The sequence below is a fragment of the Streptomyces sp. NPDC029122 genome (assembly GCF_055569445.1).
The window spans coordinates 1-13,140 of the sequence record NZ_JBVHWK010000051.1; the positions used below are offsets into that span (position 1 = coordinate 1).

At 71.4% G+C, this 13,140-nt stretch carries 13 protein-coding genes; 7 read left to right on the forward strand and 6 right to left on the reverse strand.

Annotated features, from left to right (window positions below; translation table 11 throughout):
* Positions 1-129 precede the first annotated feature (129 nt).
* Genes ACZ4WZ_RS33395 through ACZ4WZ_RS33405 form a run of 3 tightly spaced genes read left to right on the forward strand, consistent with a single transcriptional unit; the run spans position 130 to position 3,521 of the window.
* Positions 130-1,158: a carbohydrate ABC transporter permease gene (locus tag ACZ4WZ_RS33395; RefSeq protein WP_467896802.1), complete on the forward strand. Its 1,029-nt coding sequence runs from the start codon at positions 130-132 to the stop codon at positions 1,156-1,158.
* 53 nt (positions 1,159-1,211) lie between these two features.
* Positions 1,212-2,030: a carbohydrate ABC transporter permease gene (locus ACZ4WZ_RS33400; RefSeq protein WP_467896823.1), complete on the forward strand. Its 819-nt coding sequence runs from the start codon at positions 1,212-1,214 to the stop codon at positions 2,028-2,030.
* A 6-nt stretch (positions 2,031-2,036) separates the two neighbouring features.
* Positions 2,037-3,521 (forward strand): glycoside hydrolase family 3 protein, encoded by a 1,485-nt coding sequence (locus ACZ4WZ_RS33405; protein ID WP_467896804.1) that lies wholly within the window; start codon positions 2,037-2,039, stop codon positions 3,519-3,521.
* Between the two features lie 79 nt (positions 3,522-3,600).
* Here ACZ4WZ_RS33405 and nagB read toward each other — a convergent pair whose 3' ends face one another.
* Positions 3,601-4,386: a glucosamine-6-phosphate deaminase gene (gene nagB / locus ACZ4WZ_RS33410; protein ID WP_467896806.1), complete on the reverse strand. Its 786-nt coding sequence runs from the start codon at positions 4,384-4,386 to the stop codon at positions 3,601-3,603.
* 202 nt (positions 4,387-4,588) lie between these two features.
* Between nagB and ACZ4WZ_RS33415 the strand changes: the two genes are divergently transcribed.
* Positions 4,589-5,182 carry a TetR/AcrR family transcriptional regulator gene (locus tag ACZ4WZ_RS33415; protein WP_467896808.1) on the forward strand — a complete coding sequence of 198 codons (594 nt, stop codon included), beginning with the start codon at positions 4,589-4,591 and terminating at the stop codon, positions 5,180-5,182.
* A gap of 386 nt (positions 5,183-5,568) precedes the next feature.
* Positions 5,569-7,038 carry a sensor histidine kinase gene (locus ACZ4WZ_RS33420; protein WP_467896810.1) on the forward strand — a complete coding sequence of 490 codons (1,470 nt, stop codon included), beginning with the start codon at positions 5,569-5,571 and terminating at the stop codon, positions 7,036-7,038.
* Between the two features lie 158 nt (positions 7,039-7,196).
* Here the strand turns inward: ACZ4WZ_RS33420 and ACZ4WZ_RS33425 are convergent, their stop codons facing one another.
* A complete protein-coding gene (locus tag ACZ4WZ_RS33425) occupies positions 7,197-7,454 on the reverse strand; it encodes a WhiB family transcriptional regulator (RefSeq protein ID WP_004937597.1) in 258 nt (85 codons plus the stop codon).
* A 320-nt stretch (positions 7,455-7,774) separates the two neighbouring features.
* Positions 7,775-8,740 (reverse strand): diacylglycerol/lipid kinase family protein, encoded by a 966-nt coding sequence (locus ACZ4WZ_RS33430; RefSeq protein WP_467896813.1) that lies wholly within the window; start codon positions 8,738-8,740, stop codon positions 7,775-7,777.
* Between the two features lie 84 nt (positions 8,741-8,824).
* Here ACZ4WZ_RS33430 and ACZ4WZ_RS33435 point away from each other — a divergent pair, with 84 nt between their 5' ends.
* Positions 8,825-9,268 (forward strand): hypothetical protein, encoded by a 444-nt coding sequence (locus tag ACZ4WZ_RS33435; protein ID WP_467896815.1) that lies wholly within the window; start codon positions 8,825-8,827, stop codon positions 9,266-9,268.
* 58 nt (positions 9,269-9,326) lie between these two features.
* On the opposite strand, the gene ACZ4WZ_RS33440 is transcribed toward ACZ4WZ_RS33435, so the two are convergent.
* The 3 genes from ACZ4WZ_RS33440 to ACZ4WZ_RS33450 all read right to left on the reverse strand — a co-directional run bounded on the left by ACZ4WZ_RS33440 (position 9,327) and on the right by ACZ4WZ_RS33450 (position 11,267).
* On the reverse strand, positions 9,327-10,319 hold the full coding sequence (locus tag ACZ4WZ_RS33440; RefSeq protein ID WP_467896817.1) for an RNA polymerase sigma factor SigF: 993 nt from the start codon (positions 10,317-10,319) through the stop codon (positions 9,327-9,329).
* A 17-nt stretch (positions 10,320-10,336) separates the two neighbouring features.
* Entirely contained in the window at positions 10,337-10,750 is a 414-nt protein-coding gene (locus tag ACZ4WZ_RS33445) for an ATP-binding protein (protein ID WP_030012703.1), read from the reverse strand.
* A gap of 256 nt (positions 10,751-11,006) precedes the next feature.
* Positions 11,007-11,267, reverse strand: a complete 261-nt coding sequence (locus ACZ4WZ_RS33450; protein ID WP_467896819.1) for a UBP-type zinc finger domain-containing protein — start codon at positions 11,265-11,267, stop codon at positions 11,007-11,009.
* Positions 11,268-11,332: 65 nt separating this feature from the next.
* Between ACZ4WZ_RS33450 and ACZ4WZ_RS33455 the strand changes: the two genes are divergently transcribed.
* On the forward strand, positions 11,333-12,916 hold the full coding sequence (locus ACZ4WZ_RS33455) for a Na+/H+ antiporter (protein ID WP_467896821.1): 1,584 nt from the start codon (positions 11,333-11,335) through the stop codon (positions 12,914-12,916).
* Positions 12,917-13,140: the final 224 nt, after the last annotated feature.

The window sequence follows — 13,140 nt, forward strand, 5'->3', positions numbered from 1 at the left end:
CCGCCGAACAAACCCCCAACCCCGCGGGGGGGGGGGGCCGGCGGGGCGGCCCCCCCCCCCCCCCCCCCCCCCCCCCCCCCCCCCGGTCGCGCATTTGACTCCACAGTCAACCGCGAGGAAGCCAAGCCCATGACCGTGCACTCCCAGGGAGCGGCGACCAGCGCTCCACAGGACGCACCACACAAGTCCGCCGGACGGCCGCCGAAGGCGCCCACCGCCAAGACCGGCCCCGGCCCCGGTGATACGTCTCCTCGCGGGGGCAGAAGGCACCTCCCCTCGGGGTGGGTGCCCTACCTGCTGGTGCTGCCCGCCGTGGCGGCCATAGCGCTCCTGCTGCTGTACCCGCTGATCAAGAACGTGATCCTGTCCTTCCAGGACATCAACAAGATCGAGTTCATCCAGCGGAAGTACCCCTTCGCGGGACTCGAGAACTACACCCAGCTGCTCGGCGACACCAACTTCTGGACCGTCGTCGTCCGCAGCTTCGTCTTCACCTTCGCCAACGTCGCGCTGATCATGGTGATCGGCAGCCTCATCGGCATCCTGCTCAACCGGCTCGGCAAGTGGATGCGCCTGGTCCTGTCGATGGCGCTGGTGATGGCCTGGGCCATGCCCATCGTCGCCTCCGTCCAGGTCTTCTACTGGCTGTTCGACGAGCAGTTCGGCGTCATGAACTGGGTGATGCGCACGATCGGATTCTCCGGCTACGAGCAGCACAACTGGTTCGAGACCGGCCTGTCCACCCTGACGATCGTCACGCTCCTGGTGGTCTGGGGCTCCATCCCCTTCGTCGCCCTCAACATGTACGCCGGCCTCACCACGGTCGGAGCCGAGCTGTACGAGGCCGCCCGCATGGACGGCGCCAACGGCTGGCAGACCTTCTGGAAGGTCGTCTTCCCCAACCTGAAGCCCTTCTTCCTGGTCACCACCTTCCTCGAGGTGATCTGGGTCTTCAAGGCCTTCACCCAGGTCTACGCGATGAACAAGGGCGGCCCCGACCGCGCCTCCGAGATCCTCCCGGTCTTCGCCTACGTCGAGGGCCAGAGCCAGGCCCACTACGGCCTCGCCGCCGCGATCTCCGTCCTGACGATCCTGATCCTGCTGGTCGTCATGTCCTTCTACTTCCGCCTGATCCTGAAGCAGGAGGAGGAACAGTGAGCACCACCGCCGCCCCGAACGAGCCCGCGCAGCGGCTCCGCACCCGCCGGCCGCTGCGCCCCGCGGCCGTCGCCAAGAACCTCGGCGCGCTGCTCCTGGCGCTGGTCTTCGTCTTCCCGGTCTACTGGATGTTCTCCTCGGCCCTCAAGCCGAACGGCGAGATCCTCACCAAGGACCCGGTCTTCGTCTTCACCCCGACCCTCGACAACTTCGGCAAGGCCACCGGCGTCGACGGCTTCTGGACGTACGTCGCCAACAGCCTCGTGGTCACCGTGGGCGCCGTCCTGCTGGCCCTGCTGGTCGCCCTCGCCGCGAGCTTCGCCATCGCCCGCATGAAGTTCAAGGGCCGCAAGGGCCTCGTCCTCGGCGTGATGATGGCGCAGATGGCCCCCTGGGAGGTCATGGTCATCGCGATGTACATGATCGCCCGGGATGCCGAGATGCTGAACAGCATCGGCCTGCTCACCGCCATCTACTTCGTGATGGTCCTCCCCTTCACCATCTGGACCCTGCGCGGCTTCATCGCCGCCGTCCCGGTGACCCTGGAGGAGGCCGCCCAGATCGACGGCTGCACCCGGGGCCAGGCCTTCCGCAAGGTGATCTTCCCGCTGCTGGCCCCCGGCCTGATGTCCACCTCGCTCTTCGGCTTCATCACCGCCTGGAACGAGTTCGCGATGGTCCTGATCCTGAACAAGGACAAGTCCGCCCAGACCCTGCCGCTGTGGCTGACCCAGTTCAAGACCGCCTTCGGCAACGACTGGGGCGCCACCATGGCCGCTTCCTCGATCTTCGCGATCCCCGTCCTGGTGATCTTCATCTTCCTCCAGCGCAAGGCCGTCGGCGGCATGACCTCCGGCGCCGTGAAGGGATAACGGCCCATGACTGTCCTTGCGCACCGCCCGGACACCCTGACCCGCGACGCGCTCGCCGTGCTCCAGCCCGGCTTCGAGGGCACCACCGCCCCCGCCTGGCTGCTGCGCCTGGTCGGCGAGGGCCTCACCGCGGTCGGCCTGTTCGGCCGCAACATCGCCTCGCCCGAGCAGCTCGCCGCGCTCACCGCGCAGCTGAGGGGGGTACGGGACGACGTACTCGTCGCCATCGACGAGGAGGGCGGCGACGTCACCCGCCTGGAGGTCCGGGACGGCTCGTCCTTCCCCGGCAACCTGGCCCTCGGCACCGTCGACGACACCGCGCTGACCCGCGAGGTCGCCCGCGAGCTGGGCCGCCGCCTCGCCGAATGCGGGGTCAACCTCAACTGGGCCCCCTCCGCGGACGTCAACTCCAACCCCGGCAACCCGGTCATCGGCGTCCGCTCCTTCGGCGCCGACACCGCCCTCGCCGCCCGGCACACCGCCGCGTACGTCGAGGGCCTCCAGGCCGCCGGCGTCGCCGCCTGCACCAAGCACTTCCCGGGCCACGGCGACACCAACGTCGACTCGCACCACGCGCTGCCCCGCATCGACGTGGACCTGGACACCCTCCAGGCCCGCGAGCTGATCCCGTTCAAGGCCGCCATCGAGGCCGGCACCAAGGCCGTGATGAGCGCCCACATCCTGGTGCCCGCTCTCGACCCCACCCGCCCCGCCACCCTCAGCCCGCAGATCCTCACCGGTCTGCTGCGCAAGGAGCTGGGCTACGAGGGCCTGATCGTCACCGACGGCATGGAGATGAACGCCATCGCCGGGACGTACGGCATCGAGCGCGGCTCGGTGCTCGCCATCGCGGCCGGCGCCGACGCCATCTGCGTCGGCGGGGGCCTCGCCGACGAGGCGACCGTGCTGCGACTGCGCGACGCGCTGGTCGCCGCCGTACGCGAGGGCGTGCTCCCGCAGGAGCGGCTCGCCGACGCCGCCGGACGGGTGCGCGCCCTCGCCGAGTGGACCCGCCGGTCCCGGCCGGACGCGCCGCGGGAGGGGAGCGGCGCGTCCGGCATCGGCCTGACCGCGGCCCGCCGCGCGCTGGCCGTATCGGGCCGCACGGCTCCGGTCCGCGCCCCGTACGTCGCCACGCTCGCGCCCGTCGCGAACATCGCGGTCGGCGACGAGACCCCGTGGGGGGTGGCCGCGGAGCTGGCCGGGCTGGTCCCGGGGACCGGCTCGGGCGTCTACCCCGAGGGTTCCGCCGCCGCCGACGTACTGGCGGCCGCGGGGGACCGTACCGTCGTCGCGGTGGTCCGCGACGCACACCGGCACCCGTGGATGACGGAGGTCCTGGACGCGCTGGTCGAGGCCAGGCCGGACACCGTGGTCGTGGAGATGGGCCTGCCGCGCGCCGAGCCGCGCGGGGCGCTGTACATCGCCACGCACGGGGCCTCCCGCGTGTGCGGGCGGGCGGCGGCCGAGGTCATCGCCGGGCGCGGCTAGATCCGGAAGAGACGGCCTGGACGCGGGAAGGCCGGGCCCCCGAGGAGGGGGGCCCGGCCTTCCCGTTTTCCGCCCGGGGTTACAGGCCCTGCCAGGAGGGCTTGTTGGCGTAGGTGTGGCGGAAGTAGTCCGCCAGCTTCAGCTTCGCGGCGGCCGCCTCGTCCACGACGACGGTCGCGTGCCGGTGCAGCTGGAGCGCGGAGGCCGGGACCAGCGCCGACAGCGGGCCCTCGACGGTCTGGGCGACCGCCTCGGCCTTGCCCTCGCCGGTGGCCAGCAGGACCAGGTGGCGGGCGTCGAGGATGGTGCCGATGCCCTGGGTGATGACGTGGTGCGGCACCTGCTCCAGGTCGTCGTCGAAGAAGCGCGCGTTGTCCACGCGGGTCTGCTCGGTCAGCGTCTTGATGCGGGTGCGGGAGGCCAGCGAGGAGCAGGGCTCGTTGAAGCCGATGTGCCCGTCGGTGCCGATCCCCAGCAGCTGGAGGTCCACCCCGCCGGCGGCGGCGAGGGCCCGGTCGTACGCCTCGCAGGCCGCCTGGACGTCATCGGCGGAGCCGTCGGGGCCCATGAAGGAGGCCTCGGTCAGGCCGAGGGGCTCGACGACCTCGCGGAGCACGACCGCGCGGTAGGACTCCGGGTGTCCGGCCGGCAGGCCGACGTACTCGTCGAGCTGGCAGATCCGGGCCTCGGAGGCGTCGACCTCGCCGGCCCTGACCTTGGCCGCGAGGGCCTCGTAGACGGGCAGCGGGGTAGAGCCGGTCGCCACGCCCAGCAGGGCGTCGGGCTTGCGGCGGACCAGGGCGGCCATGGCCTCCGCGATGAGCTCGCCGCCTGCCTGGGCGTCCGGGACGATGACAACTTCCACGCTGGGCCTGCCGATCTGAGAGGGAGGAAGGGATGGTCGCTTGTGGTATAGACCAATCTAGCAGAGCCCGCCTGCGGAAGGCGGCCCTCCGCCCTCCCTCTTCCATGGTGGTCCCGATGTCCGGGGGGCGCCCCCGCTCCCGTGCGCACCCGGTCCAAGGGGGCCGCACCGATTCCCTAGCGGCCGCTATAGAATGCGCCGCATGGTGACAGGACAGCGCGGCAGGCCCCGCTCCTTCGACCGGGCGGCAGCCCTCGACAAGGCGATGCTGACCTTCTGGGAGCGGGGCTACGAGCCCACGTCCATCGCGGACCTGACCCGCGAGCTGGGCATCGGCGCCCCCAGCCTGTACGCGGCCTTCGGCGACAAGCGCAAGCTCTTCGACGAGGCCGTGCTGGCCTACGGCAGCCGGTACGGGCACTTCGCGGACGTGGCGCTCGCCGAGGAGCCCACCGCCCGCGCGGCCATCGGCCGCATCCTGCGGGAGGCGGCCGGGATCTATGCCGACCCCGCCCACCCGCCGGGCTGCATGGTGATCAGCGCGGCCGCCAACACCACCTCGCGGGAGGTGGCCGAGGCCCTGCGCGAGCGCCGCAACGCCAACCTGGAACTGTTCGAGCGCCGCATCGAGGCCGATGTCGCGAGCGGCGAGCTGCCCGCCGGAACGGACGCGCGGGCGCTGGCCCGCTTCGCCGGGGCGGTGCTCCAGGGGATGTCCCAGCAGTCGTGCGACGGGGCGAGCCGGGAAGAGCTGGAGGCGGTCGCGGAGCGGGCGCTGCTGGCCTGGCCGGGTTAGCGCCGCCGGGGGATCCGCACGAGGGGGCGTCCCGCCGAGGGGGATTCCTCTGGGCCACGGTGCAGGGCGGGACCCTCAGCCCACCCGGCACCGTAGCCCGGAGTACTCACGGCCGTAGGGTGTGCGGTGCCCGGCGGCCGTTGCAAGGCGCCTACGCGGTCAGGGCAGAACGCGCGGCCACCTCGATCCGTCCTCCTGTGCGGGGAGGACGGAAGTATGGAGCCATTGTGGACTAGACCAATCTGTCCTGTCCATCCAATGGAGGGGTCTGCTGACCCGTCACTTCCTCCAACAGTACGCGGACTGTGCCCCTCCTGGATACTCCTGAGTATTCGCCGTGGGGAAAGTCATCCCCGTACCCGGGGTACGCTCGCAAGGTGCCCTCCATGAACGACCTCGTACGCCAGCACACCGCTCTCAGTGAAGCCGAACTGGAGTGGCTGCACCTGCTGGTCTCGGAGTGGCAGCTGCTCTCCGACCTCTCCTTCGCCGACCTCGTGCTCTGGGTCCCCACCCTCGACGGCACCCGGTACGTCTCCGTCGCGCAGATGCGGCCCAACACCGGCCCCACCTCCTACCAGGACGACATGGTCGGCCACCTCGTCCCGCGCGGCCGCCGCCCGCTGCTCGACGCCGCCCTCGACGAGGGCCGGATCGTGCGCGAGGGCGACCCGGAGTGGCGCGAGGAGGTACCCGTCCGCGTCGAGTCGATCCCCGTCCGCCGCGAGGGCCGCGTCCTGGGCGTGATCGCCCGCAACACCAACCTGCTCACTGTGCGTACACCGAGCCGGCTGGAGCTGACCTACCTCCAGTCCGCCTCCGACCTCGCCCAGATGATCGCCGCGGGCGCCTTCCCCTTCCCGGGACAGCAGGTCGACATGGACGCCTCCCCGCGCGTCGGGGACGGCCTGATCCGGCTCGACGCCGACGGCGTGGTGACGTACGCGTCCCCCAACGCCCTCTCCGCCTACCACCGCCTCGGCCTCGCCGCCGACCTGGTCGGCCAGGACCTGGGCACCACCACCGCCGAACTGGCCCCCTCCCGGGGCCCGGTGGACGAGGCCCTCGTCAAGCTCGCCAGCGGCTGGGCCCCGCGCGAGACCGAGGTCGAGGGCAACGGCGGGGTCATCCAGCTGCGCGCCATCCCGCTCAAGCCCAAGGGCACCCGGATCGGATCCCTCGTCCTGTGCCGCGACGTCACCGAGCTGCGCCGTCGCGAACGTGAACTGATCACCAAGGACGCCACCATCCGGGAGATCCACCACCGGGTGAAGAACAACCTCCAGACCGTGGCCGCCCTCTTGCGGCTCCAGGGCCGCCGCATGGATTCGCCCCAGGCCCGCGAGGCGCTCAACGAGGCGGTGCGACGCGTCGGTTCGATCGCGATCGTGCACGAGACCCTGTCGCAGAACCTCGACGAGCGGGTCGAGTTCGACGAGATCGCCGACCGCGTGATCGCGATGGTCGCCGAGATCTCGCCCGGCAGGGTGCAGTGCCGGCGCCTCGGCCGGTTCGGGATCTTGGACGCGGAGGTAGCCACTCCGCTGTCGATGGTGCTGACCGAGATCCTGCAGAACGCCCTGGAGCACGCCTTCACCCACGGGGAGGGCGGCACCGTGGAGGTGTCGGCGAGCCGGTCCGGCACCGGCCGCGAGGACTCCCGGCTGCTGATCACCGTGGTCGACGACGGGTCCGGCCTGCCCGAGGGCTTCGACCCCCAGCGGGCCGGCAACCTCGGGCTGCAGATCGTACGGACCCTCGTGGAGGGCGAGCTCGGCGGCACCTTCGACATGGTCCGGGTCGAGCCGCGCGGCACCAGGGTCGTCCTCGACATCCCCGCCAGCCCGCAGAAGTGACGCCGACGGCCCGTCACGCAGGGTGACGGGCCGTCGGGGCGCTGGGGCGGCACAGCACTGAGCCCCGGACCGAGGGTTCCCGGTCCGGGGCTCGAGAGCACGTTGCTGAGCGCTTATATGGGTACTACGCGCTGCGGCTCGAGGCTCGAAAGTCGATGTCAGGCGGTGGCGTTACGCGCCCGATTGCGAGCGGCGCGGCGCTTCATGGCGCGGCGCTCGTCCTCGCTGAGACCGCCCCAGACGCCGGAGTCCTGGCCGGACTCGAGCGCCCACTGCAGGCACTGCTCCATGACGGGGCAACGGCGGCAGACGGCCTTGGCTTCCTCGATCTGCAGCAGCGCAGGACCGGTGTTGCCGATGGGGAAGAAGAGCTCGGGGTCTTCCTCGCGGCAAACGGCGTTGTGACGCCAGTCCATGGCTGCTCCATCTCCTTGTATTGCGGGCAGGTTGCTTGTGAATGTGAACGCTTTCACGAATCCCCCCGTGAGGGAAGGGCCGACGCCCAGTCGCCTGGTGCGGTCCGAAGATTCGTGGAGGGGTTCTGGCGGTCTGTGTGGGTGCCGGGTTGTGCGGGCTGTCCCGATCGCCATGTAGAGATTCGCAAACCTCGGACGGGGATACAACCCCTTCCGGAAAGTTTTTTTGGATTCGTCGGTGTCTACTAGGTCACAGCCCTAGTTCCTAGGGGTGGACTGGCGTGTAAACGTTCGACTGAAAGGACTTTAGGCCCTTCCACTCACACAATCACACGCAGTGCACGGCGTACGCCTGTGAACCGAACGCTGGTGCGCAGTCCGAGGTGATCCCCGTCCATCTGGAAGGGGAGCGGAACCTTCGAATGCAAGGTGAAGTCGGTCAGATCGTGCAGGGACACCGCATGCTTGCCGTGCGGGCCCCGCTCAGGAGTCGAGGTCAGGAGCTGTGTCGCGTACCGGGCGACGGCCGGAGTTGACAAACGGTCGAGCGCCAGTACGTCAAGTGCGGTATCGAACGACGCCTCCGGAGAGGCGTACAGGGGCCGGTTCCCCAGGTACGTCCAGGGGGAGGTGTTGCAGACTATCGACAGCACCAGGTCCGTCACCGGATCCGCGCCGGGCCGCTCCAGCGTGATCGTGCCGTGCCGCCGGTTGGGCTCCTCCCAGAACTGGCGCATCAGCTGCCGCACGTACAGCGCATGCGTCGAACGCTTGCCGCGCTCCCGCTGCTGCTCGACGCGCCCCACCACGCCCGCGTCGAAACCGAAGCCCGCGCAGAAGGTGAACCAGCGCTCCGGAACGGACTCGTCCTCGCTCCCCGGGACGCCGGCCGCCAGCCCCAGGCCCACGGTCCGCTCGCGGTTCTCCCGCAGCGCGTCCAGCAGGGCACCCGTCGCCTCGACCGAGTCGTTCGGCAGTCCGAGCGCACGGGCGAACACGTTCGTGGAGCCGCCCGGCACCACGGCCAGCCCCGGCAGCCGCTCCGGATCGGGGCCGTCGTGCAGGAGCCCGTTGACGACCTCGTTCACGGTGCCGTCACCGCCGAGCGCCACCACCAGGTCGAAACCCTCCCGCGCCGCCCTGCGCCCGACGTCGCGCGCGTGCCCCCGGTACTCGGTGGTCACCGCCTCCAGCTTCATCTCGCTGGCGAGGGCATGGGTCAGGACGTCGCGCGTGCGCGCACTGGTGGTCGTCGCTGCAGGGTTGGCCACGAGGAGAGCGCGCATGAGCGCCAGACTACCCACCCCTCCATATGCGCCCCATACCGACCGTACCGTCCGGGCCCTCCGGCACGCGGCTACCCTGCTGGGGTGAGCAAGAAGCCGACCTCCCCAGCCCCCGCCGCCCCCGAGTCCGCAGCGCTGCCGGGCCAGCTGACCGCCGCCGCCGTACTGACCGCGCTGGAGGGCCTGGCCCTTGCCGGGCTCGGCGTCTACATGCTGTTCGTCGGCATCGCCGGCGACCCCGACTCCCCGCAGCAGGCCGAGACCGGCGGGCTCACCCTGCTCGCGCTCGCCGCGCTCCCGCTGATCGCGGCGCGCGGGCTGCGCCTGGGCCGCCGCTGGAGCCGCGGCCCGGCACTGATCACCCAGCTGATGGCGCTGCCGGTGGCCTGGACCCTGTGGACCACCGGCGGGGCGATGACCGTCGCCGCGGTGGCCCTGGCCCTGGCCGCGGTGGCCGTCGCCGCGCTGCTGGTGAACCCGACGGCGACCGAGGCACTGGGCATCGGGCCCGGGGACCAGACCCGGTAGCCCGGGCCCGGCAGTCCGGGCCCGGCCGGTTCTCCCGGGCCCTTCCGCCCGGGCCCCGCTACTCCTCGACCAGGAGCTTCTCCCGCAGCTGGGCCAGGGTGCGGGCCAGCAGCCGGGAGACGTGCATCTGCGAGATGCCGACCTCCTGCGCGATCTGCGACTGGGTCATGTTGCCGAAGAAGCGCAGCAGCAGGATCCGCTTCTCCCGCGGCGGCAGCCCCTCCAGCAGCGGCTTGAGGGACTCCCGGTACTCGACGCCCTCCAGCGCCTCGTCCTCCGAGCCCAGGGTGTCCGCGACCGCCGGCGACTCGTCGTCGGTGTCCGGCACGTCGAGGGAGAGCGTGCTGTAGGCGTTCGCCGACTCCAGCCCCTCCAGCACCTCCTCCTCGGAGATCCCGAGCCGCTCGGCCAGCTCGTGCACCGTCGGGGAGCGGCCGTGCTGCTGGGACAGCTCCGCCGTGGCCGTGGTCAGCGAGAGCCGCAGCTCCTGCAGGCGCCGGGGGACCCGTACCGCCCAGCCCTTGTCGCGGAAGTGGCGCTTGATCTCGCCCACCACGGTGGGTGTGGCGTACGTGGAGAACTCCACCCCGCGGTCCGGGTCGAACCGGTCCACCGACTTGATCAGACCGATGGTCGCGACCTGGGTCAGGTCGTCCAGCGGCTCGCCGCGGTTGCGGAAGCGCCGCGCCAGGTGCTCGACCAGCGGCAGGTGCATCCGTACCAGCCGGTTGCGCAGCTCCGCCCGCTCGGGTGATCCCTCGGGCAGCTGCCGCAGCTCGAAGAACAGGGCCCGCGCGCCGCTGCGGTCCCGCGGATCCGGAACCGCCAGGGGGGCGGCCGGCGCCTCCGGTGCCTGGGCCTCCGGTGCCTGAGCCTCCGGTGGCAGTGGTTGGTCGTGCTGGTTCTCGCTCATAGGGCCCGCCCGTCGCTCCGCCGAGTCCAAAAAGCCGTCTTCCGCATCCGCGTCAGCCGGGTGCGGCCGGGCGTGCTGCTGCTCCGGGATGCCGCCGTCGACCTCGTGCCTCACCCGGGGCCGATCCCCGCCCCGCACCGGGATCTCCCCGCCGCTCACGCCGGGCCTGGTCCCGCGCCGCGCTGTTTGTAGAGGCTGATGCTCACTGTCCTGTTCTCCTCGACCGTCGCCTCGACCTTGCCGGCCAGGGCCGACAGGACCGTCCACGCGAACGTGTCGCGCTCCGGCGCCCGCCCGTCGGTGGTCGGGGCGGAGACGGTCACTTCCAGCGAATCGTCGATCAGCCGGAAGACGCAGCTGAGGACGGAGCCCGGCACGGCCTGCTGGAGCAGGATCGCGCAGGCCTCGTCCACCGCGATGCGGAGGTCCTCGATCTCGTCGAGGGTGAAGTCCAAACGTGCCGCGAGTCCGGCCGTGGCCGTTCGCAGCACCGACAGGTAGGCACCCGCAGCCGGCAGCCGGACTTCCACGAAGTCCTGGGTCCCGGGCTCGCCTGCGATCTGGGACACCCTCACCTCCAAGGTGGTACGAGCTCTGTTCGCCGGTGACGCTACCGCGATCCGGGCGATCGTGTCGCGGCACCCCTCATGAGCCCGCTCTGGAGCGACCGGGCCGACCCCGCCAAGTGCGGTGACTGATGGTAAGCCTACGAGTACGCACAGTGGCTAGAGGTCTGCGGGCCCAATTCTGGGGAACCGGCGGAGGGTTGACCTACCCCGCTCCCGGCGATCGAACCGTCGTCCCCGGATGATCCAACCCGGCTCCTCAGACCAGGGAACCGTCGACGAAGCACCAGCGCCAGGTCTCGCCCGGCTCGAAGCTCCGCATCACCGGGTGGCCGCTCTCGTGGTGGTGGGCGGTGGCGTGCCGGTGGGGGGAGGAATCGCAGCACGCCACGTACCCGCAGCCGAGACACAACCGAAGCTGTACGGGATGGCTCCCGAGCACTTCGCATTCCGGGCAGGTCAGCGCCTGCGGGACCGGCTCGGGGCGCGGCAGTTCGGCAACGTGGGTGCACTCGCTCATGATGGCCAGGTTACGGCCGGGGTGCGGGCGGGACGACGGTGACGACGGAGGAGGGTGGATCTTCGATGGAGGTATTGCCGCTGGTGGCGCTGGTGGCCGGGAGCGCCGCCGTGGCGGGGGCGGCCCGGCGCACGCCGGTGCCGGCGCCTCTGCTGCTGGTCGCGGCGGGCCTGGTCGCGGCGTACGTACCGGGAGTGCCCTCGTACGCCCTCGACCCGCACATCGTGCTGCCGCTGCTGCTCCCGCCGCTGCTGCACACGGCGGCGGTCGACAGCTCGTACCTGGACCTGCGGGCCAACGTACGGCCGATCGCCCTGCTGTCGGTGGGTTACGTGCTCTTCGCGACGCTCGCCGTCGGTTACGTCGCCTACCTGGTCGTGCCGGGGCTGTCGCTGCCGGTGGCGCTGGTGCTGGGCGCGGTGATCGCGCCGCCCGACGCCGTCGCGGCGACGGCGATCGCCCGGCGGCTGGGACTGCCGAACCGGATGACGACGATCCTCCAGGGCGAGTCCCTGGTGAACGACGCCACCGCCATCACCGCCTACAAGGTGGCGCTGGCCGCCGCGGTCGGGGTGAGCGCCGGCTGGGCGGGCGGGATCGTGGAGTTCCTGATCGCGTCCGTGGGCGGGGTCGGGGTGGGCCTGCTGTTGATGGTGCCCATCCACCAGTTGAGGAAGCGGCTGAGGGAGCCGCTGCTGCAGAACACCCTGTCCCTCCTCATCCCGTTCGTGGCGTACGCGGCGGCGGAGCGGGTGCACGCGTCCGGGGTGCTGGCGGTGGTCGTCGTCGCGCTGTACCTGGGGCACCGCAACTGGCAGGTCGACTTCGCGACGCGGCTCCAGGAGGAGGCCGTGTGGAAGGTGGTCGCCTTCGTGCTGGAATCGGTGGTCTTCGCCCTGATCGGGCTCCAGCTGCCGGTCGTGCTGAAGGGGCTGGGGGAGTACGAGGGGGTGGCCGCGGCCTGGTACGCCCTCGTGGTGTTCCTCGCGGTGGTGGTGGCGCGGTTCGTGTGGGTGTTCCCGGCGACCTTCGTGCCGAGGTGGGTGTCACAGCGGATCCGGCACCGGGAGCCGGACACCGACTGGAAGTCCCCGGCGATCGTGGGATGGGCCGGCATGCGCGGGGTCGTCTCGCTGGCGATCGCGTTCTCCGTGCCGATGGGGGTGCCGCACCGGAACCTGCTCCTCTTCCTCACCTTCACGACGGTCATCGGCACGCTGGTCGTGCAGGGGCTGACGCTGCCGCCGCTGATCCGCGTGCTGAAGCTGCCGCCGCGGGACGCGCAGGCGGAGACCCTCGCGGAGGCGCAGGCGCAGAGCGAGGCCTCGCGGGCGGCGGAGGAACGGCTGGCGGAGCTGCTGCGGGACCCGGCGAACAGCACCCTGCCGCCACCGCTGGCGGACCGGCTGCGGACGGTCCTGGAACGGCGGCGCAACGCGGTGTGGGAACGGCTGGGGGAGGTCAACCCGGTGACGGGGGAGTCGGCGGACGACGTCTACCGGCGGCTGGCGCGGGAGATGATCCAGGCCGAACGCGAGGTCTTCGTCTCCCTCCGGGACCGCCGCCGCATCGACGACGAGATGCTCAGGGCGCTGCTGCGGCGCCTGGACCTGGAGGAGGCGGCGGCGTACCGGGAGGAGGCGGGCTGACGTTGCCCTGGCCGGGTGGTTCGGGGGTGGCGGGGTCGCCTGCGGGGCGGGGTGCGGGTGGGGGTTGCCCTGTGGGGTGGGTGCCTTGGCTGGGCGGGGTGCGGGTGGGGTGGCTTCGGGTCGGGGTCGGGGTCGGGGTCGGTGCCGGGGTGGGGTGTCGTCCGGGGCGGGCTTCGATGTTCGGCGCCTGTTCCGGATCCGGTTGTGCTCGGTACCGGGCGCCG

Bases quoted from the DNA above. Each gene is read 5' to 3' on its own strand.
- ACZ4WZ_RS33395 (WP_467896802.1), top strand. From the start codon at position 130: ATGACCGTGCACTCCCAGGGAGCGGCGACCAGCGCTCCACAGGACGCA.
- ACZ4WZ_RS33450 (WP_467896819.1), bottom strand. From the start codon at position 11,267: ATGAGCGAGTGCACCCACGTTGCCGAACTGCCGCGCCCCGAGCCGGTC.
- ACZ4WZ_RS33405 (WP_467896804.1), top strand. From the start codon at position 2,037: ATGACTGTCCTTGCGCACCGCCCGGACACCCTGACCCGCGACGCGCTC.
- ACZ4WZ_RS33425 (WP_004937597.1), bottom strand. From the start codon at position 7,454: ATGGACTGGCGTCACAACGCCGTTTGCCGCGAGGAAGACCCCGAGCTC.
- ACZ4WZ_RS33455 (WP_467896821.1), top strand. From the start codon at position 11,333: ATGGAGGTATTGCCGCTGGTGGCGCTGGTGGCCGGGAGCGCCGCCGTG.
- ACZ4WZ_RS33420 (WP_467896810.1), top strand. From the start codon at position 5,569: ATGAACGACCTCGTACGCCAGCACACCGCTCTCAGTGAAGCCGAACTG.
- ACZ4WZ_RS33430 (WP_467896813.1), bottom strand. From the start codon at position 8,740: ATGCGCGCTCTCCTCGTGGCCAACCCTGCAGCGACGACCACCAGTGCG.
- ACZ4WZ_RS33415 (WP_467896808.1), top strand. From the start codon at position 4,589: ATGGTGACAGGACAGCGCGGCAGGCCCCGCTCCTTCGACCGGGCGGCA.